Genomic DNA, 22,664 nt, shown 5'->3' on the forward strand with positions numbered 1-22,664 from the left:
CAGCGGTGTGCTGGCCCAGATCGTGGCAGGCGCGGGCGGCGCAGGCGAGAGGGGCCCACGCCTCACGCGGGGACGGGCGCCTCCTCCCGCCTCCTCGCGAGCGCGGCCTGGGCGCCCAGCGACAGCACCGACGCCACCACCATCACCACGGCCATCACCAGCGGGCTCGAGCCGACCAGCGGGGACACGGCCGCGCCGAGGGCGAACTGCAGCGCCCCGAGCAGCGCCGACCCGGTACCTGCGATGTCGCGCACCTCGCGGGAGGCGAGCGCGCTCGCGTTGCCCATGACGAACCCGAGGCTCGTGACCGCGAGGAAGAGCACCACGAGCACCGGCCCCGTCGAGGGGCCCGCCAGCACGATCCCGAGCAGCGCGAGCGACAGCAGCACCAGCGCGGTGGTCGCGACGGCGAGCACCCGGCGCGGGTCGACCCGCCCGGCGAGCCGGGCGTTGGCGACGCTCGCGAGGATCAGGCCCGCGGCGTTCGTGCCGAACGCGGCCGCGAAGGCCCGGTCGGAGAGTCCCAGCGTCTCCTGCAGGGCGAACGGCGAACCGGAGATGTAGGTGAACAGCGTGGCGAAGGCGAAAGCGAAGGCGAGCGTGAAGCCGACGTAGCGGGGCCGCGACAGCGCCGACCGGACGTCCCGGGCGGTGGCCCGCAGCCCGCCGCGCACCCGGCGCTCCGGTGGCAGCGTCTCGGCGATCGCGAGGAACGCGCCGATCACCATGAGCAGGGTCAGCCCGGTCAGCGCCACGAAGATCGCCCGCCAGCTGCCGAGGCCGAGCAGGCCGCTGCCCATGAGCGGGGCGGCGACGGGCGCGATCCCGTTGATCGCCATCATCAGCGAGAACAACCGCACCGTACGGCTGCCGGTGGTCCGGTCGACGATCACGGCCCGGCTCAGCACGATCCCCGCGGCGCCGCCGAAGCCCTGCAGGAACCGGGCGACCACCAGGGCGCCGACCGTCGGGGCCACGACGCAGGCGGCGGTGGCGACGAGGCAGAGGGCCGTGCCGGCGAGCAGGAGCCGGCGCCGCCCCCACGCGTCGGAGAGCGGGCCGATGACGAGCTGACCCGCCGCGAGCCCGACGAGGAACCCGGTGAGGGTCGTCTGCACGCCCGAGGCGGTGGTGCCCAGCTCCGCGGCGACCTGGGGGAGCGCCGGGAGGTACATGTCGGTGGCCAGCGGCGCGATGGCGGTGAGCAGCGCGAGCACGCAGATCCACACGCCGAGGGGTGCCCGGGCGGCCAGCGACATGGTGATCTCCACGGACGGGGAACGGCGGCCAAGTGGTTATCAGTTTATATCTACTTCTAGCCGATACGATCCGTGATGTGACCGACATCGACGTCGAGCTCGACCAGCTCGCCGAGGCCGCGCACACGCTGTCGCGCACGTTGCGCCGCACCGGCGAGCTCGAGGTGGGGCTCGAGCACCTGCCCGCCTCGGAGGTCGACGTCCTGCGCTACGTGGTGGCGCGCCCGGGCGTGTCGGTGTCGGAGGTCGCGCGGGGCCTGCGGCTGCAGACCAGCAACGTGAGCACCACGGTCCGGGCGCTCGTCGAGCGCGGGCTGCTCGTGCGGGAACCGGACCCGGCCGACCACCGGCGCAGCCTGCTGCGGTCGAGCCCGCTCGCCGAGGAGCACCGGCGGCTGCTCGGGCGGGCGTGGAGCCGGTCCATCGCGAGCGCGCTCGCGGAGCTGTCCGCCGACGACGCGGCGGCGATCCGCGCGGCCGTGCCCGCCCTGACCCGGCTGGCCGAGGCCCTGCGCAGGCGCGCAGAGGGATGACGCTAGCCGCCGTGCGCGGCGTCGTAGGCGCGTTGGGCCTCGACGATCCGGTGCACGTTCACCTCGGCCCAGTCGGCGATGACGGCGATCGGCTCGATCAGCGAGCGGCCGAGGTCGGTGAGGGAGTACTCGACCCGCGGCGGGACCTCGGCGAAGATCTCGCGGCTGATCAGGCCGTCGCGTTCCATGCGGCGCAGGGTCTGGGTGAGCACCTTGGGTGCGACACGCCCGATCCGGCCGCGCAGGTCCGTGAACCGCATGCGGCCGTCGCTGAGCAGCAGCACGACGAGCGAGGTCCACTTGTCGCCGATCCGGTCGAGCACGAGCCGGGTGGGGCACTGGGGATCGAACAGGTCGCCCTCGTCGCCGGCCTCCCGCGCGGCCCTGAGCTGGTCGAGCGAAGCCGGCGCGCCATTGGTAACCACGAGGTACTTATAGCACGTTGAAGTACTCGATCACCGACGGTTACTTTCGCGGAAAGGATCACGAGCGAAGGGAGCCGTCGATGAGGATCGCGGTCTACGGGGCGACGGGCATGATCGGCAGCCGGGTGGTCGCGGAGGCGCTGTCGCGCGGCCACGAGGTCGTCGGCATCACCCGCTCCGGCGGCGAGCTGCCCGCCGGCGCCGTCTCCGAGCGGGGCGACGCGGGCGACCCGGCGCTGACCAAGCGCATCGCGGGCGAGGTGGACGTCGTCGTGTCGGCCATCGGGCCCGACCGCACCGGCGGCGACCGGCGTGCGTACCTCGGGCACCTGCGCAACCTGGTCGACACGCTCGGGGACACGCGGCTGATCGTCGTCGGCGGGGCGGGCTCGCTGCTCGTGGACGGCAAGCGGTTGGTCGACTCGCCCGACTTCCCGGAGGCCTACCGCCCCGAGGCGCTCGTCGCGGCGGAAGCCCTCGACTACTTCCGGGGGCTCGGCGAGGGGGTCGACTGGACGTTCCTCTCCCCGGCCCCGGTGATCGCCCCCGGCACCCGCACCGGCAGCTACGAGGTCGGCACCGACTCGCCGGTGGGCGACTCGGTCTCCGCCGAGGACTTCGCGGTGGCGCTGATCGACGAGATCGAGAAGCCCGCGTTCCGCCGCCGGCGGTTCACGGTCGCGAACTGACGCCCGCTCCGCCGGGGGCCTTCCGCACCCGCCTGCCCGGCACGCGCGAGCGGGCCTCGGCCACGGCGGCGGCGACGCGCGGCGAGGCGCCGGGCAGGGGCTCGCGGGCGGACCGGCCGACCCAGTCGGGACGGGGCTTGAAGCGCGCCAGCACCGAGGCGCCCTCCAGCACCATCGCCGCCTTGATCACCTCGTCACCGGCGCGCAGCACGAGCACGACGATCGCGCCGCGGAAACGGCTCTTGCCGCGGCCGGTGACGAGCACGTGCCCCGGCTCGTCGTGCTCGCGCGCGAGCCGCCGCACCGTCCGCGCGTAGTACTTGTGCTGGGCGATCGCGCTGATGCCGGTGAGCGACATGATCGCGACGACGAGCACGAAGACGGTGGCGTTGTCCACGGATCAGCTCTCCTCTCGCCGCGGGGAGCGCAGCGGCCACGGCCGGGTCCGGCCCTGCTCGGCGGCCCGCCGGGCCCTGACGATGGCCTCCGGGTCGCGTGCCCGCAACCGGACCACGCCGCAGCCCTCGCACATCTGCGCGGCCACCTCCGTGGCCACCTCGGTGGTGCCCAGCCGGTAGGAGAACCGGAGGGCACCGACGACCGGCACGGCGATGCGGCCGTCGATCCACGCCCCGCCGCAGCCGGGGCAGCGCTCCTCGGTCACGGCTCGTCGGTCACGCCGCCGGGACGTGGCCGATGCCGGCCGCCGGCACCGGGTGGCCGTCGAGCAGGCGGTCCTGCAGCGCCCTGAGCTGGGCGATCGTCGTGGTCGTGTCGATCTCCACGTCGTCCTGGGTGATGACCTCGTCCTGTCGGACGTCGCGGGTGAGGCGGGCGCCTGCGAGCAGGCCGAGCGGCACCAGGTGATCGGCCTTGACCTGCTCGGCGGAGGCGATGACGCCGTACACGCGGTCGCCGCCGATGCCGTCGATCACCTCGCCCGCGCGCAGGTCGCGCTTCGCGCCCGCCGCGACCTCGGCCCGCCACGCTCGCGGCTGGATGTCGCTGCGGCCGTCCAGCACGGCGGCCGGGATCGACAGCGGCGCCTCGATGCTGGCGAGGTGGTAGGGCCGGTAGAAGGAGTAGTACGGCCCGGCCCCCATGCCGAGGTAGTCCATCTCCTCCACCACCGTCGGCTCGTCGCTGCGGGCCACGACGAACACGCCGGGCGCCACCGGCCCGGTGGCCATGTCCACCACGCCGGCCTCGTCGAGGATCCCGCCGTCCGCGGCCGGGCGGAACACCTCGTGCAGCTCGGGCACCGTGGTGCGGTGGCCGGACAGGCCGCTCGGGCCGACGCCGAGGTCGGCGGCGTTGGCGAGCGCCGCCATCTCGATCATCGCCTTGGAGCCGTCGACGAAGCTCGCGAGCATCTTCGGGTTCATCCGCTTGCGCCGCGCCTCCTCGACGAGGTCGGCGGGGGTGGCGTGCGGGTTGAGCGGGTTGTTCTTGCCCTTCCCCGCGCAGACGATCTCGAAGGCGAGGTCGCGGGCGAACTCGACGAGCTTGAGCGTCTCCGCGGGCTCGTCGCCCCGGCACAGCGTGTACACGGCGCCGGACTGCGCCGCGATGCGCGACAGCATCCACCCCACGGTGACGTCGGTCTCGACGTTGAGCAGGCCCACGTGCCGCCCGGCCAGAAGGCAGCGCAGCGCCACCTCGGCGCCGATCTCGGGGATGCCCGTCGCGTCGATGACCATGTCGAGCGGGAGCGCGGCGGCGAGCGTGTGGTCGGTGACGGCGACGGTGCCGCCGTCGGCCACCACCGCGCTCAGGGTGTCGAGGTCGTCGCCGGTGGTGACCTGCTCGACGCCCGCGGCGCGCAGGGCACCGGTGGCCCGCTCCAGGTCCAGGTCGGCGACGGCGGCCACCTCCATGCCGCTGATCCGCCGGACCTGCGCGACGAAGCCCCTGCCCATCTGGCCTGCACCGACGAGCCCGACGCGCACCGGCCGCCCGGTCGTCCGCTGCCGCTCGAGGAGGCGTTCACGGTATGCCAATTTGGGATCTCCCTAGTGCGGCGTGCGGAACTCGATGACCTGCCCGACCTGCGGGTCGGGCAGGCCGCCCGCCGCGTGCACGGCCCCGGGCAGCAGCTTCTGGTCGGGCTGGTCGACGTAGAGCACGACGTGGCCGAGCTCGTCGAGGTTCTTCGCCGCGATGTCGCCGACGGCCGTGACCGTGAGCTCGTGCCCGCCGACGGAGACGACGTCCCCCACCCCGATCGCGAGGTCGGCGGCCCGGTGGTCGGGGCGGTGGACGACGCTGACGTCGGCCAGCGCGTCCGGTAGCGGCTCCGCGTAGAGGATGAGGACCCCGCCCGCGAGCATGTCGCCCGCTTCCGGTCCCACGCTGGTGACGGTCGTGCGGTAGTAGGTCATCGTTCTCCCGGTCAGAGGCCGAAACTGGCGAACCACGCGATGATCACGGCGAGCGGCGAGGTGATGAGCCGGCTGAACAGCACGGCGGGCACCCCGATCTCCACCGTTTCCGCCCTCGCCTCGCCGAGGCCGAGGCCGACCGGGACGAAGTCGCAGCCGACCTGCCCGTCGATGGCGAACAGGGTGGGGAGGGCGTACTGGACGGGCAGGGCGCCGGTGGCGATCTGCGTGCCCATGAGGACGCCGACGATCTGGGCCACGGCCGCGCCCGGCCCGAGGATCGGCGACAGGAACGGCAGTGCCACCACCGCGCTGATGGCGACGAGGCCGAGGGGGTTGCTGGACAGCGGGGCCAGCAGGTTGCCGATCGCCGTGGCGATGCCGGTGTAGATGACGACGCCGAGCAGCAGGCTGACGTACGCCATGAACGGCAGGATCGTGTTGAGCGTCAGGTTGATCGACTGCCGCCCCGCCGCGAGGAACGTGTTGATGATGTGGCCGATCGCCCCGCCGAACCGGACGAGCAGCCCGCGCGGGGCGGTGTCGGGTTCCTCCTGGGCCTGGGCCTGGGCCGGCGCCGGGGTGGCCGGCTGCGCGGGCGGGGTCGCTTCGTCCGCGGGCCCGTCGAGCAGCTCGACCTCGTCGGGCCCGACGGCGGAGACGAAGATGTCCTCGGTGATGAACTGCGCGAGCGGGCCGCCCGGCTCGCCGGGGAAGACGTCGACGGTCGGGATCCGCTTGCGCGGGTAGACACCGATGCGCGCCGTTCCACCGCAGTTGATGACGGCGGCGAGCACCTGCTCGTCGGGGACGCGGGTGCGGAACCCGTCGACGGCCTCGGCGCCGGACAGGTCGGCGATCCGCTGCGCGACGGCGTGGATGCCGCCGCCGGTCACGGAGATGACCTTGTTGCGCTCGGGCGTCGGCGTGAGCTCCAGCCCTCGGCCCCAGCCGTTGGCTCCCGGGCGGATGGTGACGGTGCGGTAGGCGACCTCGCGGGTGGTCATCGCGCCGCACCCCCGGCCGCGCTGTACTCGGCGTCGAACGAGCGGAACAGCTCGGTCTTGCCCGCCCGCCGGATCAGGTACGAGGTGATCAGCTCGGTGACCACGCCCCGGATGAGGATCACGAGGATGCCGACGGCGAAGTAGCGCACGGCCAGCGGCACCGTGGACTGGCCGAGCTGGGTGATCCCGCTCGCCACGCCCAGCCAGACGAACAGCTCGCCGGCGTTGGCGTACGGGAAGAACGTGGTGACGGGGTGGACGAAGGAGACGGCCGAGTCGTAGAAGGCGGGCTTGTGCCGCTCCCGCAGGAACCGGCCGAACGTGTAGCACATCGGGTTGGTGAGCATCAGCACCGCGATGACCGGCATGACGGTGTAGCGGGTGATCCACCAGCGCGAGGACCACTGCACGGCGCGCGTCACCCGGTCCTCACCGACGAACGAGATCAGCGCGTACATGCCGGTGAGCAGCACGATCAGCGTGGGGAGGATGCCGGTCACGAGCCCGGCGAACTGCGTGCCGGCCTCGTTGAAGATGCCGATGAAGTGCTCACCGGCCCAGATGATCGCGTTCAGGATCGGGTTGTCGCTCCCCTCCGTCGGGGGCGGTGGGGCCTGGCTCGGGGAAAAGGTCACGTCCATGGGAGCCTTCCGGTGCCATTGTCACCAATGTGCATATGTCTCACATATGCGCGCGTTGAGTTGATAGCACCGTGAGACCTGGAACACAAGGGGCGGGTCACTCGTCCAGCTCGCGCTCGAGCATGGCCGCGAGCTCGTCGAGCGCGGCCTCCGCCCCGTCCCCGTCGGCGTGCAGCGTGACGAGGTCGCCGTGCCCCGCGCCCAGCGTCAGCAGGTTGAGCAGGCTCTTCGCGTTCACCGGCGGCTGCCCGTCCTTCGCGATCGTCACCGGGACCCCCGTCCGTGCCACCGCCTTGGCGAACAGCGCCGCGGGGCGGGCGTGCAGGCCGACCTTCGACCCGACGCGGACCTGCCGTTGACCCATGGGCAACCTCCGTTGGTTGATGCGCACATCTGTGCAGACGGCTCACGTGGTCAGCTACTATCCATGCTCACATTGGTGATTGACAAGGAACTTGGTGACGATGCCTGCTCCACGTGATCGCGGTTCCCTGGTCAAGGCGGCCCGGATGTACTTCCTCGACGGTCGTTCGCAGGACGACATCGCGCGCGTGCTGGGCACGAGCCGGTCGAACGTGTCGCGGATGCTGTCCGCGGCGCGGGCCCAGGGCGTCGTCGAGATCCGCGTCCACGACCAGACCGCCCGGGCGCCCGGGCTCGAGCAGGCGCTGCGCGAGACGTTCGGGCTCGAACACGTGCGCGTCGCCGCGTTCCGGCCCGGCGCCGACGTGCTCGCGGCGGCGGGTGACCTGGCCGCGCAGTGGCTGGACGAGACGATCCGCGACGGCCAGGTCGTCGGCCTGTCCTGGGGCACGTCCCTGCAGGCCATGGTCGCGGCGGTCAACGTCGACAAGCCGCGCGACGTGGAGGTCGTGCCGCTGGTCGGCGGGCTGACGGTGGACGCGTCGCTGGTCGCGGGGGAGGAGCTGGTGCGCGAGCTCGCGAGCCGGCTCGGGGCGTCCTACCGCTACCTGCACGGCCCGGCGCTGCTGCGCTCGGAGGCCGCGCGCGACGCACTGCTCGCCGAGCCCGCCATCCGCGCCGCCCTCGAGTCGGCGCTGTCGGCCGACGTCGCGATCGTCGGGATCGGGTCGGTGGGCATCGGGTCGAGCAACGTCATCCTCGACGGCCTCGCGCTCTCGCCCGAGGAGCGCGAGGCGTTCCTGGCCGAGAACCCCGTCGGCGACACCTGTTGCCGGTTCTTCGACGCCGACGGCAAGCCGATCGGCGGGGTCGTGCACGACCGCGTGCTCGCCGTCGAGCTGGAGGAGCTGCGGCGGATTCCCGTGGTGGTCGGCGTCGCCACGGGGGCGGAGAAGGTCGCCGGTGTGCTCGGCGCGCTGCGCGGCGGGTTCGTCGACGGGCTGATCACCGACTCGGGCCTCGCCCACGCCCTGCTCAGCGCGGCGGAGACCCACTAGCGGCCGTTTCGGGCGCCCGTCGTCACCCTTTACAGTCACGCACACATGTGCCACAGTGCGCACCATCGTGACAAGTTCGCACAATGTTGCGCGAGAGGAGCACCTGTTGCGTGATCTCGCGAAGGAGCCCGAGGTAGCGCGGCGGGCGCTCCGGACGATGTGGACCGCCCGCCGGTTCGAGGAGGCCGTCGACCAGCTCTTCGCCCGCGGTCTGATGCACGGCACCATGCACCTGTCGATCGGCCAGGAGGCCAGCGCCGTCGGCACGTGCCTCGCGCTGCGGCCCGACGACCTGATCACCTCGACCCACCGCGGCCACAGCCACTGCATCGCCAAGGGCGCCGACCTCACGCGGATGATGGCCGAGCTGCTCGCCAAGGACACCGGCTACTGCCGCGGCCGCGGCGGCTCGATGCACATCGCCGACGTGGCCACCGGCAACCTCGGCGCCAACGGCATCGTGGGCGGCGGCATCCCCATCGCCACCGGCGCCGCGCTGGCCCAGAAGCTCAGCGGCAGCGGCCGCGTGGTGGTCGCGTTCTTCGGCGACGGCGCCGCGAACGAGGGGGCGTTCCACGAGGCGGCCAACCTCGCGGCGGTGTGGGAGCTGCCGGTGGTGTTCGTCTGCGAGAACAACCACTACGGGATGTCGATGTCCGCCGACGAGGCGTTCGCGATCGAGGACATCTCCGCCCGCGCGGCGGCCTACGGATTCGGAGGGATCACCGTCGACGGCAACGACCTGCAGGCGGTCTACGAGGCCGTGACGGCGGCGGTCGAGCGGGCCCGCGCGGGGGACGGGCCGACCCTCGTGGAGAACGTGACCTACCGGTGGAAGGGCCACTCGAAGAGCGACAAGAACCTCTACCGCACGCGCGAGGAGATCGCCGAGTGGCAGGCGCGCGACCCGATCGCCCGCTTCGAGGAGGCGGTGCGCGGCGCGGGCAGCCTCACCGACGCCGAGATCGAGGCCGCGCGCAAGGAGGCGACGCAGGACGTCCGCGAGGCCATCCGCACCGCGAACGCCGCGCCGCCCGCGCTGGCCGGCCGCGACGTCCTCCTCGGTGCCGTCTACGCGGGGGCGCAGGCATGACCGCCGCGACCGCCACCCGGGAGATGACCTACGCCGAAGCGGTCCGCGAGACCCTCGCCGAGCTGATGGAGGCCGACGAGCGCGTCTTCCTCATGGGGGAGGACATCGGCGTCTACGGCGGCGCGTTCGGCGTCACCACCGGGCTGCTCGAACGGTTCGGCCGCGAGCGCGTCCGCGACACGCCGATCTCCGAGATCGCCATCGTCGGCGCGGGCGTCGGGGCCGCGCTCTGCGGGCGGCGGCCGATCGTCGAGCTGCAGTTCTCCGACTTCGTCACCTGCGCGATGGACCAGATCGTCAACCAGGCGGCGAAGATCCACTTCATGCTCGGCGGCGCGGCGCAGGTGCCGCTCGTCATCCGCGCGCCCGCCGGGTCCGGCACGGGTGCGGCCGCGCAGCACTCCCAGAGCCTCGAGGCGTGGTTCGCGCACGTCCCCGGGCTCAAGGTCGTCATGCCGGCGAGCCCGGCCGATGCGGCCGGGCTGCTGCGTGCGGCCGTCGCCGACCCGAACCCGGTGCTCGTGCTGGAGCACAAGCTGCTCTACAAGGAGCGGGGCCCGGTGCCGCCCGACCACCACGTGCCGCTCGGCAGCGCGGCCGTGCGCCGCCGCGGCGTGGACCTGACCATCGTCGCGACGTCGGTGATGGTCGGCCGGTCGCTCGCCGCGGCAGACGAGCTCGCGGCCGAGGGCATCGAGGCCACGGTCGTCGACCCGCGCACGATCACGCCGCTGGACGAGGCGACGATCCTCGCCGAGGTGACCGCCACGGGGAAGGCGCTGCTCGTGCAGGAGGCCCCCCGCACGGGCGGCTTCGTCGCCGAGATCGCGGCGCGGATCGCCGAGTCGGAGGCGTTCCACGCGTTGAAGGCGCCCGTGGTGCGGCTCTGCGGCCTCGACGTCCCGATGCCGTACGCGCCCGAGCTGGAGAAGGCCGCCGTCCCGCAGGTGCCCGACATCGTCGCGGCCGCTCGCGGGCTGCACAGGGGAGGGTGATCGTGGCCGAGGTCCCGATCCGGATGCCGAAGCTGTCCATGACGATGGAGGAAGGCGAGTTCGGCAGCTGGCTCGTCGAGGTTGGACAATCGATCACCAAGGGCATGCCCCTGGCCGTCGTCATGACGGACAAGGTGGAGATGGAGATCGAATCGGAGGTCGAGGGAACCGTCACGCGCCTGACCGCCCAGGAGGGCGACGTCGTCCCCGTCGGCGAGCCGCTCGGCTACGTCGACAGCAGCGACGACGACGGCCTGGGCGATCTGGACGAGCTGTTGTCCTGAGACGTCCACCCCGCCCTCACCGACGAGGAGCAACGCGCATGCACGAGGTCCTGCGAGGGATCGGAGTCAGCCCCGGTGCGGTGGCCGGGCCGGTGGTCCGGCTCGCACCCCCGCCGCCGGACCCGCCCGAGGGCGGCGTGGTCGAGGACCCCGGCGGAGAGGCTGCGCGGGCCGAGGCCGCCCTGGCCGACGTCGCGGCGTTCCTACGGGCCCGCGGGGCGGCGGCGGGCGGTGCCGCCGCCGACGTGCTCGACGCCCAGGCGATGATGGCCGAGGACATCGAGCTGCACGAACGCGTGGCGGCCCTGGTCGCGGGGGGCCGCACGGCCGCCCGCGCCGTCCACGAAGGCCTGCTCGGCTACGCCGAGGTGTTGCGCGGGCTCGGCGGCTACCTCGCCGAACGGGTCGCCGACCTCGACGACATCCGGTCCAGGGCGGTCGCGTTGCTCACCGGCGGCCGGATGCCCGGGGTGCCCGTCCTCGACCAGCCGTCGGTCCTCGTGGCCCGCGACCTCGCCCCCGCCGACACCGCCACGCTCTGTCCGGACCGGGTGCTCGGGTTCGTCACCGAGCTGGGCGGGCCGACCAGCCACACCGCGATCCTCGCCAAGCAGCTCGGCATCCCGGCCGTGGTCGGCTGCCCCGCGGCCGCCGGGCTGCGCGAGGGCGCGCACGTCGTGGTCGACGGGACCGCCGGGGAGATCACCGTCGACCCGCCCCGGGACGTGCTCGACCGGGTGGCCGCGCGGTCCGCCTCCCGCGCGGCGGTGCCGGACTCCACCGGCCCGGGCCGCACCGCGGACGGTGCGCCGGTCGCCCTGCTCGTCAACGTCGGCGCCGTCGCCGACGCGCAGGCGGCGGCCGCGGTCCCGTCGGAGGGGGTGGGGCTCTTCCGCACCGAGGTGCTCTACCTCGGGCGGGGCTCGGCGCCGTCGGTGCAGGAGCAGGTCGAGGCCTACCGGGCGGTGTTCGACGCGTTCGCGGGCCGGAAGGTCGTGATCCGCACCCTCGACGCGGGCGCGGACAAGCCGTTGCCGTTCGTCGGCCACGCCGAGGAGGCGAACCCGGCGCTCGGCGTGCGCGGGCTACGGCTGGCCCGCCGCCGGCCCGAGCTGCTCGCCGACCAGCTCACGGCGATCGCGCAGGCCGCGTCCGGCTGCGGCGCCGACGTGTGGGTGATGGCGCCGATGGTGTCCACTCCCGCGGAGGCCGAGCAGTTCGCCGACCAGGCCCGCTCCCTGGGACTTGCGACCGTCGGCGCGATGGTCGAGGTGCCGGCGGCCGCGATGCGGGCGGCCCAGCTGCTCGAGCGCTGCGACTTCGCCAGCATCGGCACCAACGACCTCGCCCAGTACGCCTTCGCCGCCGACCGCACCGAGTCCGCCCTCGCCGACCTGCTCGACGTCTGGCAGCCCGCGCTGCTCGATCTCGTCGCCGCCGTGGCCGACGGCGGGCGCCGCACCGGCCGCCCGGTCGGCGTGTGCGGGGAGGCGGCGGGCGACCCCCTGCTGGCGCTCGTGCTCGCCGGCCTCGGCGTCACGAGCCTGTCGATGGCCCCGGCCTGCCTGCCCGCGGTGCGGCACGCCCTCGCCACCCACACCGTCGACGAGTGCCGCGGCATGGCGAAGGCCGCCCGCGAGGCCGACGACGCCGCGGCCGCCCGGGAGAGCGTGCGCCGGCTCGCGTCGCCCCGGCTCCTGGACGTGCTCTGATGGGAGGGAACATGCAGCGCTACGTCGTCTCCCTGCAGTGCCACAAGTGCGGGAGCGAGCGGGCCCACGCCGTGGTCTACCTCGGGACGATCATCGCCTGCATCACGTGCTCGGAGTGCGACACCGTGGTGGCGCCGCGGCCGGACGTCCTCCTGGAGCGCTACCTGCGCGACTTCGAAGCGCGGCTCGCGGACAAGCCGGGGAAGATGCTGCGCCGCGCCAGGGAGCGGCCGGTCGACTTCCTCTTCCACTACCTGCCGCTCGGCCTGATCCGCAAGCCGGGCGAGATCCTGCGGGAGTGGCGCGTGCTGGTGCGCGCGTCCTCCGCGGGCCCGGCGCGGACCCCGGGGTGCGTCGAGCACCGCGCCGGCGTCGGCGTGGCGGACCGGCCCTGAGGCGGCGCCCCGCCCGCGTCCCTCGGGCCCTTCGGCCCTGCCGGGTCGACCCCGTCCGCCGCCAGGGTGGGGGCCGCCCTGCTTGCCAGCGCCGTCAGCCGGGTATGGCCATCTGGCCATCGCGGCCGGAGCGGACGTCGACCGAGGGGAGCGGGCGTGGCGATCGAGGACGTGGGGACGCGGGTGACGGCCGAGCCGGAGGGGCCGCTCGACGCCCGGCAGCTGGCGCGGATCGACGCGTGGTGGCGGGCGGCGAACTACCTGTCGGTCGGGCAGATCTACCTGATGGACAACCCGCTGCTGCGCGAGCCGCTGCGCCCCGAGCACGTCAAGCCGCGCCTGCTGGGCCACTGGGGGACCACGCCGGGGCTCAACTTCGTCTACGCCCACCTCAACCGCTGCATCGTCGAGCGCGACCTCGACATGATGTACGTGATGGGGCCGGGGCACGGCGGGCCCGGCCCGGTGGCGGCGGCGTGGCTGGAGGGCACCTACAGCGAGGTCTACAGCGACGTCTCGCAGGACGAGGCCGGGATGAAGCGGCTGTTCACGCAGTTCTCCTTCCCCGGCGGCATCCCGAGCCACGTCGCACCGGAGACACCGGGGTCGATCCACGAGGGCGGCGAACTCGGCTACGCGCTCTCCCACGCCTACGGCGCGGCCTTCGACAACCCCGACCTGATCGTCGCCGCGATCGTCGGCGACGGGGAGGCCGAGACCGGGCCGCTCGCCGCCAGCTGGCACTCCACGAAGTTCGTCGACCCGCGCCGCGACGGCGCGGTGCTGCCGATCCTGCACCTCAACGGCTTCAAGATCGCGAGCCCCACGGTGCTGGCCCGGATCGAGCCCGAGGAGCTGGACCAGCTGCTGCGCGGATACGGCTACACCCCCCACGTCGTGGAGGGCGCCGAGCCGGCCCGGATGCACCAGAAGTTCGCCGCCACCCTGGACCGCTGCCTCGACGAGATCGCCGACATCCAGCGCCGGGCGCGCAGCGGCGGCGGCACCCCGCAGCGGCCGCGCTGGCCGATGATCGTGCTGCGTACGCCGAAGGGCTGGACCGGGCCGAAGACGGTCGACGGAGCGAAGGTCGAGGGCTCGTTCCGCTCGCACCAGGTGCCGTTCGCCAACGCCCGCGGCGACGACGAGCACCGCGCCGTGCTGGAGCAGTGGATGCGCAGCTACCGGCCCGAGGAGCTGTTCGACGCGACCGGCGCCCCGGTCCCCGAGATCCGCGACCTGCACCCGGTGGGGGAGCGGCGGATGAGCGCCAACCCGCACAGCAACGGCGGCGCCCTGCTGCGCGACCTGCGCCTGCCCGACTTCCGCGACTACGCGGTGGAGGTCGAACGGCCGGGCGCGACCACCGCGGAGGCGACCAGGGTGCTGGGCCGGTTCCTCCGCGACGTCATGCGCGCCAACCCGACCGACTTCCGCGTGTTCGCCCCCGACGAGAACAACTCCAACCGGCTCGAGGCGATCCTCGAGGTGACCGGGCGGACCTGGGGCGCCCGGATCGAGCCCGACGACGTCGACCTCGCCGTCGACGGGCGGGTCATGGAGATCCTCTCCGAGCACACCTGCCAGGGGTGGCTGGAGGGCTACCTGCTCACCGGCAGGCACGGGTTCTTCTCCTGCTACGAGGCGTTCGTCCACATCGTCGACTCGATGTTCAACCAGCACGCCAAGTGGCTGAAGACGACGAACGAGATCCCGTGGCGGCGGCCGATCGCCTCGCTGAACTACCTGCTCACGAGCCACGTGTGGCGCCAGGACCACAACGGCTTCTCCCACCAGGACCCCGGGTTCATCGACCACGTGGTGAACAAGAAGTCGGACGTGATCCGGGTGTACCTGCCGCCGGACGCCAACACGCTGCTGTCCACCGCGGACCACTGCCTGCGCAGCCGCCAGTACGTCAACGTCGTCGTGGCGGGCAAGCAGGCGCAGCCGCAGTACCTGGACATGCCCGCCGCGATCGTGCACTGCACCAAGGGCATCGGGATCTGGGAGTGGGCCAGCACCGACGCCGGCGAGGAGCCGGACGTCGTGCTCGCGTGCGCGGGGGACGTGCCGACGCTGGAGACGCTCGCCGCGGTCGACATCCTCCGCGGCTTCTTCCCCGACCTGCGGATGCGCGTGGTCAACGTGGTGGACCTGATGCGGCTGCAGGACGACCGGGAGCACCCGCACGGGCTGTCGGACCGGGAGTTCGACGCGTTGTTCACCACGGACAAGCCGATCATCTTCAACTACCACGGCTACCCGTGGCTGATCCACCGCCTGACCTACCGGCGCACCAACCACCGCAACCTGCACGTGCGCGGCTACGTCGAGGAGGGCACCACGACCACGCCGTTCGACATGTGCGTGCGCAACCGCATCGACCGGTTCAACCTGGCCATCGACGTCATCGACCGGGTCGAGCGGCTGCGCCCGATCGCGGGCCACTACCGGGAACGGCTCAAGAACTCCCTCATCGAGCACCGGCAGTACGTGCGCACCCACGGCGAGGACATGCCCGAGGTCGCCGGGTGGAAGTGGGAGTCCGCGTGAGGGTGCTGGTGGTCAACACCGGGTCGAGCAGCCTGAAGCTGTCGGTGCTGACCGGGGACGGTCGGGTCGAGGCGGCGACCACGGTCGAGCGCTGGGAGGGGCGCAGGCACCTCGAGCCGCTGACGGCGTTCCTCGACGGCGTGCAGGTCGACGCCGTGGGGCACCGGGTGGTGCACGGCGGCCCCCGCTACGTCGACCCCGCCCCGGTCGACGACGGGCTGGTCGAGTACCTGGACTCGATCGCCCACCTCGCCCCGCTGCACAACCCGCGGGCGGTCGCGGGCATCTACGCCGTGTCCGAGGTGCTGCCGGACACCCCGGCGGTGGCGTGCTTCGACACCGCCTACCACGCCACGCTGCCGCGCGAGGCGCACACCTACGGGCTGCCGCGGGAGTGGAACGCGCGCTGGTCGCTGCGCCGCTACGGCTTCCACGGCCTCTCCCACGCCTACGCGACGCGCCGCGCGGGCGAGCTCGCCGGCGCGCCGGGCGCCCGGATGGTGTCCTGCCACCTCGGGGCGGGGGCGTCGCTCGCCGCCGTCCGCGACGGGGTGAGCCTCGACACGACCATGGGGTTCACGCCGCTCGCCGGGCTGGTGATGGCCACCCGCTCCGGCGACGTCGACCCCGGCCTGCTGCTGTGGCTGCTGCGGCACGGCGGGGTGCCGCTCGACGAGCTCAACGAGGCCCTCGAACGGCGGTCGGGGCTGAAGGGCCTCTCCGGGACGTCGGGCGACCTGCGCGACGTGCTCGCCGGTCGGGCCGACGGCGACGAGGACTGCGCGCTCGCGTTCGACGTGTTCGTCCACCAGCTGTGCCGGGAGATCGCGGCGATGACGGCCGCGATCGGCGGGCTGGACGTGCTGGTGATGACCGGCGGGATCGGCGAGCACTCGCCGCTGGTCCGGGCGCAGGTGGCCGAGCGGCTCGCCTACCTCGGCGTGGCGGTGGACGCCGCGCGCAACGAGGCCGCCTCCGGCGACGCCGACGTCTCCGCCGACGGCGCCGCCGTGCGCACGGTCGTGGTGACCGCGCGGGAGGACCTGGAGATCGCCCGGCAGGTGGCCGCGCAGCTCGCGGCCCGATAGCGCTCAGCGCCCCGGTTCGTCGATCAGCTCGTCGATGCGCCGGCGCGAGGTCGGTTGCGGCGGGGCGCCGAGCGGGGCCCACCCGACGCGGATCACCAGCTGCGGGGCGGCGCCACCGGCGAACACGTCGTCCCAGGCGATCACCGAGCCGGCGCCGTTCGCGAGCGGCCGGGACATCGGGCAGGTCGCGAGGCCGAGCTCGGTGGCGTGCAGCAGCACGGCGCTGAGCGCCTCGCCGGCCCGCAGGTGGGCCAGGGGCCCCTCCGACGCGGTGGCCAGCACCGTGAGCACGGCGCCGTCGGGCAGGCCGGCCACGGCCTCGTACTCCGGGTCGGTCGCCTCCGGCAGCAGGTCGTCGTCCTTGCCCTCGGGCATGCGGGCGGCCTCGGCGATCGCTCGGAGCAGCCGCTGCCGTGCTCGCGGCGCGGTGACGGGCCGCAGCTCGGCGCCCTGCTCGGCGGCGCGCTCGCACAGCTCGTCGACGAACTCGCCGGGCACCTCCCAGTCGGCGAACGGGCGGCGGTCGGTGCGCCTGCGCAGGACCGCCGCGGCCAGGGCGAGGTCGGTGGCCTCGGCGGCGCGCGGGTGCAGGCGCAGCGTGGCCAGGTGGGTCGGTGTGTCGAGGTCCGGCATGCGCTGCACGGAGCAGGCGAGCCCGGTGGCGGCGAGCGCGACCCGCGCGTGGTGCAGGGCGGCCCCGCAGCTCATCACGAGATCGCGGCCCATCGGGTCGGCGGCGGGCAACCAGCGGGCGAGGTCGGCGTGCAGGTGGACCGCGTCCCGGCCGACCTCCCAACGCCACGGCTGGCTGTTGCGGACCGACGGGGCGGCGGCGGCCAGCGCGAGCGCGCCGCGCACCGTCCGCCGGTCGACCAGCCGGTGGCTGCTCACGGTCATCGCTCGCTCCTCGTCGGGGAGGGCGGGAGCGCAACGCGCGTCGAGGGGCCGCCCACCCCGGCGGGATCCACGATCGCGGCCGCGGGGTGCCCGCGGGCAGCGGGCGCACGTCCCCGTCGGTGGGGTCCATCGGCCCGCCCCGGGCAGGACCCGGGTCGGCGCCGCCGGGTCGCGGCGGGGGTCACCCGAGCCCGGACAGGTCCGTGCGGAACTGCATCGCCCGGTACGGCCACCCCGTCGCGGTGTTCCACTGGCTGACCACGAGGTGCACCTCGCGCATCGTCGAACCGGGCAGCACGTACCCGCCGTAGAGCTGCGCCACGTGCCCGCCCGCGTGGTCCTCGCAGGTCCAGTCGCAGCCGCGCAGCACCGTCGCGAGCGGTGCGCGGTGCAGGTCGGCGGTGGGGCCGTCCAGCACGCGGACGTCGATGCAGTGGTTGCCCGCGTCGAACGCCGAGAGCAGCCAGCGCTCGCCCTCGTCGCCGGGGACGCGGCGCAGCGACAGCTCCCCGAACCGACCGGGGAGCACGACGGTGGGCGGGTTGCCCCAGCCCCAGCGGTCGTCGGCGACGCCCCACGTCTGCCAGGCGGAGGGGTCGGTGAGCGCGGCCTCGGGCACCCGGTGCAGCAGCAGGCCGTGCGCCCGCTGGAAGCCGGTGGTCAGGGCGTACACGTAGCCGTCGTCGCCGCGCTCCCACGTGAGCATCTGGAACAGCCCGTCGTGCACCTCGGCGGGCCAGCGCGTGCCGGTGGGCCGCCACGTCCGGCCGCCGTCGCGGGAGCGGTGCAGCTCCGTCCAGCGCACGTTGCCCAGTTCCCGGCACACCATGACGTGCAGGAACATCTCGTCGCCGATGGTGATCACGTCGGTGGGCAGCACCGTCGTGACCCGCCGCGGCCGCCACCCGTGGCGGCGCCAGCCGTGGTGGACGTAGCGCACGACCTGGCGGGCGGTGCCGCGCCTGCCGGCCGCGCCGATCCAGCGCAGGCCGGTGGGGACGCTCGCCGGGTCGGCGAACAGCACCACGGGGGAGCGCCAGCCGCGCCCGCCGACCCCCGCCTGCCGGAACGTGTCCCCGAACACCGAGACCAGGTGGCCCTGCGGCGCGGTCGTCGTGGTGCCCAGGTCGGTGCCGCCGACGCCGAAGCGGTCGGTGATCCCGGGGCCGGTGAGATCGGCGATCTTGGTGGCGAGCCGTTCCGTCACACCCCTCATCGTGCCGCGTCGCGGGCCCGTGGCGGATCGACTCCTTACAGTGGCCGCCATGGCAGAGCTCGCCCCGCGCCACCTCATCCTGACGCTGTACGGGCTGTACGCGCGCGAGGAGCACAACTGGTTGTCGGTGGGCTCCGTGGTGCGGATGATGGGCGACCTCGGGGTCGACTCGGCGGGCGTCCGGTCGTCGATCTCCCGGCTCAAGCGCCGGGGCGTGCTCGTGGCGATGAAGCAGGGGCGCGTCGCGGGCTACGCGCTGTCCGACAGCGCGCTCGAGGTGATCCGCGAGGGCGACTCGCGGATCTTCGACCGGCGGCGGGCGTCCGTGGCCGACGGGTTCGTGCTGGTGGTGTTCTCGATCCCCGAGTCGGAGCGGGAGAAGCGGCACACCCTGCGCAGCACGTTGTCGGGGCTGGGGTTCGGTACCGCGGCACCGGGGGTGTGGGTCGCGCCGAGCCACCTGCGCGACGAGGTCCGCCGCACGCTCGAGCGGCGCGGGCTCGCCTCGTACGTCGACCTGTTCACCGCCCACCACGAGGGGTTCAGCGCGCTGCGCGAGCAGGTGGCCCGCTGGTGGGACCTCGACGGCATCAACGCCCGGTACGCGGAGTTCCTCACCCAGTTCTCCGACGCCCAGGCCCGCTGGAAGCGCGCCGAGAAGGCCCCGCGGACCGCGTTCGAGATCTACGTGCCGATGCTGACGGTGTGGCGGCGGCTGCCCTACCTCGACCCGGGGCTGCCGCCCGAGCTCCTGCCCGACGACTGGAACGGGGGGCGGGCGGCCGACCTGTTCGGCGACCTCGACGCGCTGCTGCGGGCGCCGGCGCGGGAGCACGCGCTCACCGCGATCCACGGCTGAGGCGGTTGTCCGATCCCGACGAACGGCGCGTTCGTCGGAACGAGGGTTGGGCGGAAGCGGCGAAGCCCGGGGCCTAGTCGAGCACGGCGATCCCCTGGATCTCGACGAGCGCCTCGGCGTCCCACAGCCGGGAGACGCCGATGGCGGCCATGGCGGGGTACTCGGTGCCGACGAGCCGCTTCCAGATCGCGCCGATCTCGCGGGCGTGGGCGCGGTAGCCGTCGACGTCGACGACGTAGATCGTGACGCTGGCGAGGTCGTCGCCCGAGCCGCCCGCGGCCGTGAGCGCCTGCAGGAGGTTCAGCAGGGCCTGCTCGAACTGGGTGACGACGTCGTCGCCGACGATCGTCCCGGACCGGTCGAGCGCGGTTTGGCCGGCGAGGTGGACGGTGCGGCGGCGGTCGGTGACGACGGCGTGGCTGAACCCGCGCGGCGTGGCGAGCTGCGGCGGGTTGATGCGTTCGAACGTCATGACTGGACCGCTCCTCCGTCCACGTTGATGCCCTGTCCGTTGATCGCGCCGTTCTGCACGCAGGCGAGCACGGCCGCCGCGACCTCGTCGGGCTGCACCAGCCGGTGGTTGGGCTGGCGCCGTTCGAGCACGGCCCGCGCCTCGGCCTCCGACCGGCCGGTGCGCTGCGCGATGGCGGCGACGGTCGCGTCGGTCATGGGGGTGTCGACGTAGCCGGGGCAGACGGCGTTGGCGGTGACCCCGTGCCGGGCCACCTCGTCGGCCACGGCCCGGACCAGGCCGAGCACCCCGTGCTTGCTCGCGGTGTACGCCCCGACGAGGCGCTCGCCGCGCTTCGCGACGACCGAGGCGATCACGACGATGCGTCCCCGGCCCGCCTCGAGCATCGGCGGCAGCGCGCGGCGGATGCACCGGAACGGCGCGGTCAGGTTGGTGTCGAGCATCTGCTGCCACTGCTCGTCGGAGGTCTCGGTGATCGGCGCGGCCAGGGCGGAGCCTGCGTTCGCGACGAGCACCTCCGCCGGGCCCCATGCCCGCTCGACGGTGCTGAACAGGTCCTCGACCTGCCCGGGCACGGTGAGATCGGCCTCGACGCACAGGGTCGGCCCGTCGATGCGGGCCGCCGCGGCCTCGAGTTTGGCGAGGGTGCGCCCGACGAGCGCGGTGCGGTGGCCGGCCTCGACGAGCCGCCGCGCCGTCGCCAGGCCGATGCCCTGACCGGCACCGGTGACGATCGCGACCGGCACTACCGGCCCTTCCACTGCGGAGGGCGCTTGGCGTTGAACGCGGCGTGGAACTCGGCGTGGTCCTCGGTGGTCATGAGCAGCGCCTGGGTCATCGCGTCGAGCTCCATCGCCGCCGACAGCGACATGTCGAGCTCGCGGGTGAGCAGCGACTTCGTCTGCGCGTAGGCGAGGGTGGGGCCGGAGGCGAGCCGCTCGGCGAGCGCGGCGACGGCGGCGTCGAGCTCGTCGTCGGCCACGAGCTGCGAGACCAGCCCGTACCGGTCGGCGGTGGCGGCGTCGATCGTGTCGCCGAGCATGAGCAGCTGGGTGGCCCGGCCGAGCCCGACGACGCGGGGGAGCAGGTAGGCCGCGCCCATGTCGCCGCCGGAGAGCCCGACCTTGGTGAACAGGAACGCGAACCGCCCCGAGGCGCCCACGACCCGGAAGTCGGCGGCGAGGGCGATCACGGCGCCTGCGCCCGCGGCGATGCCCTGGATCTTCACGATGATCGGGATCGGGCACTCGCGCATCGCGCGGATGACGTCGCCGGTCATCCTCGTGAAGCGCATCAGGTCGGCCGCCTGCATCTTCAGCAGCTCGCCGATGATCTCGTTGACGTCACCGCCCCCGCAGAACCCGCCGCCCTCGCCCTGGATCACCAGGACCTTGACGCCCTCGTGGTGCGGCAGCTCGGCGAGCAGGTCGCGCAGGTCGGAGTACGACTCGAAGGTCAGCGGGTTGAGCTTCTCCGGCCGGTTGAGGGTGACCGTGGCGATCGGCCCGTCGACGGCGAAGTCGAAGTGCTTCCACTGCGTGGTCAGCGGCGCCGAGGCGCGGAAGCGGCTCACCGGTTGGTCCTCCCCAGGATCTCGCGGGCGATGATCGTGCGCTGCACCTCGGACGCACCCTCGTAGATGCGGGGCGCCCGGACGTCACGGTAGAGGTGTTCGAGCGGGTGGCCGCGCTGCAGCGCCCGCGCGCCGTGCAGCTGGACGCACCGGTCGACGATGCGCCCGGCCGCCTCGGTGGCGAACAGCTTGGCCATGGCGGCGGTGCGGGTGACGGTGGAGCGGTCGGCGCCGGAATCGTAGGCCCGGGCGGCGGAGTGGACGAGCAGCCGCGCGGCCTCCAGATCCGTGGCCATGTCGGCGACGGCGTGGGCCACCGACTGCTGCGCCGCCAGCGGCCCGCCGTACGCCTCGCGCGCCTTCACGTGCGCGACGGTGGCGTCGAGCGCCGCCTGCGCCATGCCCACCGCGAACGCGCCGACGCTCGGCCGGAACAGGTCGAGCGTGCGCATGGCGACGCGGAACCCGGCGTCGACCTCGCCGAGGACGTCGGCCCGCTCCACGCGCACGCCGTCGAAGGTCAGGCTGCCGATCGGGTGCGGGGCGAGCATGTCCAGGCGCTCGCCGGACAGGCCCGGCGCGTCGCCCGCCACGGCGAAGGCGGTGACACCGCGGGCGCCCGCGTCCGAGGTGCGGGCGAACACGGTGTAGACGTCGGCGTCGGGGGCGTTGGAGATCCACAGCTTCTCCCCGGTGAGGCGCCACCCGTCGTCGTCGGGCTCGGCGCGCAGCGCGAGGGCCGCCGCGTCGGAGCCCGCGCCCGGCTCGGTGAGCGCGAACGCGGCGATCACGTCGCCGGCCACCACGCCCGGTATCCAGCGCTCGACCGCCTCGGGGGTGCCCGACTGCAGGATCGGGTAGCTGCCCAGGCCCTGCAGCGCCAGCGCGGTCTCGGCCTCGGGGGAGACGGCGGCGATGGTCTCGCGCAGCAGGCACAGCTGCAGGGCGGCGGCGTCGCGGGGCGGCTCGTCGGGGCGGCCGCCGTAGAGGTCGCGCAGCAGGCCCAGCTCGCCCATCGCCGCCACGAGCGGGCGGTTGATCCGGCCGTCGTCGCGGGCGAGGGGGACGAGGTGCTGGGTGGTGAGCTCGCGGACCCGGGCGGTGTAGGCGATCTGCTCCTCCGTCAGCGCCGTCATCCCGGCATCGTATGTCGCATTGACAACGGCCG

Annotated in this window: 26 protein-coding genes; 11 read left to right on the forward strand and 15 right to left on the reverse strand. The window is 73.8% G+C overall.

Annotated features, from left to right (window positions below; genetic code table 11):
- Window positions 1–62 precede the first annotated feature (62 nt).
- Window positions 63–1,259 (reverse strand): multidrug effflux MFS transporter, encoded by a 1,197-nt coding sequence (locus tag VKZ81_RS31980; RefSeq protein WP_324245484.1) that lies wholly within the window; start codon window positions 1,257–1,259, stop codon window positions 63–65.
- A 77-nt stretch (window positions 1,260–1,336) separates the two neighbouring features.
- Between VKZ81_RS31980 and VKZ81_RS31985 the strand changes: the two genes are divergently transcribed.
- Entirely contained in the window at window positions 1,337–1,792 is a 456-nt protein-coding gene (locus tag VKZ81_RS31985; protein WP_324245485.1) for a MarR family winged helix-turn-helix transcriptional regulator, read from the forward strand.
- Between the two features lie 2 nt (window positions 1,793–1,794).
- Here the strand turns inward: VKZ81_RS31985 and VKZ81_RS31990 are convergent, their stop codons facing one another.
- Window positions 1,795–2,217 (reverse strand): winged helix-turn-helix transcriptional regulator, encoded by a 423-nt coding sequence (locus tag VKZ81_RS31990; protein ID WP_324245486.1) that lies wholly within the window; start codon window positions 2,215–2,217, stop codon window positions 1,795–1,797.
- 80 nt (window positions 2,218–2,297) lie between these two features.
- On the opposite strand from VKZ81_RS31990, the gene VKZ81_RS31995 reads away from it, so the two are divergent.
- Window positions 2,298–2,906, forward strand: coding sequence for an NAD(P)-dependent oxidoreductase (locus tag VKZ81_RS31995; protein WP_324245487.1), 609 nt, complete (start codon window positions 2,298–2,300; stop codon window positions 2,904–2,906).
- Here the strand turns inward: VKZ81_RS31995 and VKZ81_RS32000 are convergent.
- The 7 genes from VKZ81_RS32000 to VKZ81_RS32030 all read right to left on the reverse strand — a co-directional run bounded on the left by VKZ81_RS32000 (window position 2,890) and on the right by VKZ81_RS32030 (window position 7,299).
- Window positions 2,890–3,303 carry a transcriptional regulator GutM gene (locus tag VKZ81_RS32000; RefSeq protein ID WP_324245488.1) on the reverse strand — a complete coding sequence of 138 codons (414 nt, stop codon included), beginning with the start codon at window positions 3,301–3,303 and terminating at the stop codon, window positions 2,890–2,892. The genes VKZ81_RS31995 and VKZ81_RS32000 overlap by 17 nt on opposite strands.
- Before the next feature lie 3 nt (window positions 3,304–3,306).
- A complete protein-coding gene (locus VKZ81_RS32005) occupies window positions 3,307–3,570 on the reverse strand; it encodes a hypothetical protein (protein WP_324245489.1) in 264 nt (87 codons plus the stop codon).
- A 10-nt stretch (window positions 3,571–3,580) separates the two neighbouring features.
- Window positions 3,581–4,906 carry an NAD(P)H-dependent oxidoreductase gene (locus VKZ81_RS32010; RefSeq protein WP_324245490.1) on the reverse strand — a complete coding sequence of 442 codons (1,326 nt, stop codon included), beginning with the start codon at window positions 4,904–4,906 and terminating at the stop codon, window positions 3,581–3,583.
- Between the two features lie 12 nt (window positions 4,907–4,918).
- Window positions 4,919–5,287 carry a PTS glucitol/sorbitol transporter subunit IIA gene (locus tag VKZ81_RS32015; RefSeq protein ID WP_324245491.1) on the reverse strand — a complete coding sequence of 123 codons (369 nt, stop codon included), beginning with the start codon at window positions 5,285–5,287 and terminating at the stop codon, window positions 4,919–4,921.
- Window positions 5,288–5,298: 11 nt separating this feature from the next.
- Entirely contained in the window at window positions 5,299–6,294 is a 996-nt protein-coding gene (gene srlE / locus VKZ81_RS32020) for a PTS glucitol/sorbitol transporter subunit IIB (RefSeq protein ID WP_324245492.1), read from the reverse strand.
- The gene (gene srlA, locus VKZ81_RS32025) at window positions 6,291–6,935 is read right to left on the reverse strand and encodes a PTS glucitol/sorbitol transporter subunit IIC (protein WP_324245493.1); all 645 of its coding nucleotides are present in this window, start codon (window positions 6,933–6,935) and stop codon (window positions 6,291–6,293) included. The genes srlE and srlA overlap by 4 nt, the downstream gene beginning before the upstream one ends.
- A gap of 97 nt (window positions 6,936–7,032) precedes the next feature.
- Window positions 7,033–7,299, reverse strand: coding sequence for an HPr family phosphocarrier protein (locus tag VKZ81_RS32030; protein ID WP_324245494.1), 267 nt, complete (start codon window positions 7,297–7,299; stop codon window positions 7,033–7,035).
- A 100-nt stretch (window positions 7,300–7,399) separates the two neighbouring features.
- On the opposite strand from VKZ81_RS32030, the gene VKZ81_RS32035 reads away from it, so the two are divergent.
- From VKZ81_RS32035 to VKZ81_RS32070, 8 genes are all read left to right on the forward strand, one after another.
- A complete protein-coding gene (locus VKZ81_RS32035; protein WP_324245495.1) occupies window positions 7,400–8,356 on the forward strand; it encodes a sugar-binding transcriptional regulator in 957 nt (318 codons plus the stop codon).
- Window positions 8,357–8,462: 106 nt separating this feature from the next.
- On the forward strand, window positions 8,463–9,449 hold the full coding sequence (locus VKZ81_RS32040; protein WP_324245496.1) for a thiamine pyrophosphate-dependent dehydrogenase E1 component subunit alpha: 987 nt from the start codon (window positions 8,463–8,465) through the stop codon (window positions 9,447–9,449).
- Window positions 9,446–10,444, forward strand: coding sequence for an alpha-ketoacid dehydrogenase subunit beta (locus tag VKZ81_RS32045; RefSeq protein WP_324245497.1), 999 nt, complete (start codon window positions 9,446–9,448; stop codon window positions 10,442–10,444). Before VKZ81_RS32040 ends, VKZ81_RS32045 begins: the two co-directional genes overlap by 4 nt.
- Before the next feature lie 2 nt (window positions 10,445–10,446).
- Window positions 10,447–10,728, forward strand: coding sequence for a biotin/lipoyl-containing protein (locus VKZ81_RS32050; protein ID WP_324245498.1), 282 nt, complete (start codon window positions 10,447–10,449; stop codon window positions 10,726–10,728).
- A gap of 38 nt (window positions 10,729–10,766) precedes the next feature.
- The gene (gene ptsP, locus VKZ81_RS32055) at window positions 10,767–12,440 is read left to right on the forward strand and encodes a phosphoenolpyruvate--protein phosphotransferase (protein WP_324245499.1); all 1,674 of its coding nucleotides are present in this window, start codon (window positions 10,767–10,769) and stop codon (window positions 12,438–12,440) included.
- Entirely contained in the window at window positions 12,440–12,835 is a 396-nt protein-coding gene (locus VKZ81_RS32060) for a hypothetical protein (protein ID WP_324245500.1), read from the forward strand. The genes ptsP and VKZ81_RS32060 overlap by 1 nt, the downstream gene beginning before the upstream one ends.
- A gap of 183 nt (window positions 12,836–13,018) precedes the next feature.
- Window positions 13,019–15,391: a phosphoketolase family protein gene (locus VKZ81_RS32065; RefSeq protein WP_324245515.1), complete on the forward strand. Its 2,373-nt coding sequence runs from the start codon at window positions 13,019–13,021 to the stop codon at window positions 15,389–15,391.
- On the forward strand, window positions 15,388–16,479 hold the full coding sequence (locus VKZ81_RS32070) for an acetate/propionate family kinase (protein WP_324245501.1): 1,092 nt from the start codon (window positions 15,388–15,390) through the stop codon (window positions 16,477–16,479). Before VKZ81_RS32065 ends, VKZ81_RS32070 begins: the two co-directional genes overlap by 4 nt.
- Before the next feature lie 3 nt (window positions 16,480–16,482).
- Here VKZ81_RS32070 and VKZ81_RS32075 read toward each other — a convergent pair whose 3' ends face one another.
- Window positions 16,483–17,376, reverse strand: coding sequence for a nitroreductase family protein (locus VKZ81_RS32075; protein ID WP_324245502.1), 894 nt, complete (start codon window positions 17,374–17,376; stop codon window positions 16,483–16,485).
- A gap of 181 nt (window positions 17,377–17,557) precedes the next feature.
- Window positions 17,558–18,583, reverse strand: coding sequence for a glycoside hydrolase family 183 protein (locus tag VKZ81_RS32080; protein ID WP_324245503.1), 1,026 nt, complete (start codon window positions 18,581–18,583; stop codon window positions 17,558–17,560).
- 58 nt (window positions 18,584–18,641) lie between these two features.
- Here VKZ81_RS32080 and VKZ81_RS32085 point away from each other — a divergent pair, with 58 nt between their 5' ends.
- A complete protein-coding gene (locus VKZ81_RS32085; RefSeq protein WP_324245504.1) occupies window positions 18,642–19,451 on the forward strand; it encodes a PaaX family transcriptional regulator in 810 nt (269 codons plus the stop codon).
- Window positions 19,452–19,524: 73 nt separating this feature from the next.
- Here the strand turns inward: VKZ81_RS32085 and VKZ81_RS32090 are convergent, their stop codons facing one another.
- Genes VKZ81_RS32090 through VKZ81_RS32105 form a run of 4 tightly spaced genes read right to left on the reverse strand, consistent with a single transcriptional unit; the run spans window position 19,525 to window position 22,632 of the window.
- Window positions 19,525–19,923 carry a RidA family protein gene (locus VKZ81_RS32090; protein WP_324245505.1) on the reverse strand — a complete coding sequence of 133 codons (399 nt, stop codon included), beginning with the start codon at window positions 19,921–19,923 and terminating at the stop codon, window positions 19,525–19,527.
- On the reverse strand, window positions 19,920–20,669 hold the full coding sequence (locus tag VKZ81_RS32095; protein ID WP_324245506.1) for an SDR family NAD(P)-dependent oxidoreductase: 750 nt from the start codon (window positions 20,667–20,669) through the stop codon (window positions 19,920–19,922). Before VKZ81_RS32095 ends, VKZ81_RS32090 begins: the two co-directional genes overlap by 4 nt.
- Complete coding sequence (locus tag VKZ81_RS32100) at window positions 20,669–21,496, reverse strand: enoyl-CoA hydratase family protein (RefSeq protein WP_324245507.1); 828 nt, start codon at window positions 21,494–21,496, stop codon at window positions 20,669–20,671. The genes VKZ81_RS32095 and VKZ81_RS32100 overlap by 1 nt, the downstream gene beginning before the upstream one ends.
- Entirely contained in the window at window positions 21,493–22,632 is a 1,140-nt protein-coding gene (locus VKZ81_RS32105) for an acyl-CoA dehydrogenase family protein (protein WP_324245508.1), read from the reverse strand. Before VKZ81_RS32105 ends, VKZ81_RS32100 begins: the two co-directional genes overlap by 4 nt.
- Window positions 22,633–22,664 lie beyond the last annotated feature (32 nt).

Source organism: Pseudonocardia sp. (assembly GCF_035305885.1).
Classification (GTDB): domain Bacteria; phylum Actinomycetota; class Actinomycetes; order Mycobacteriales; family Pseudonocardiaceae; genus Pseudonocardia.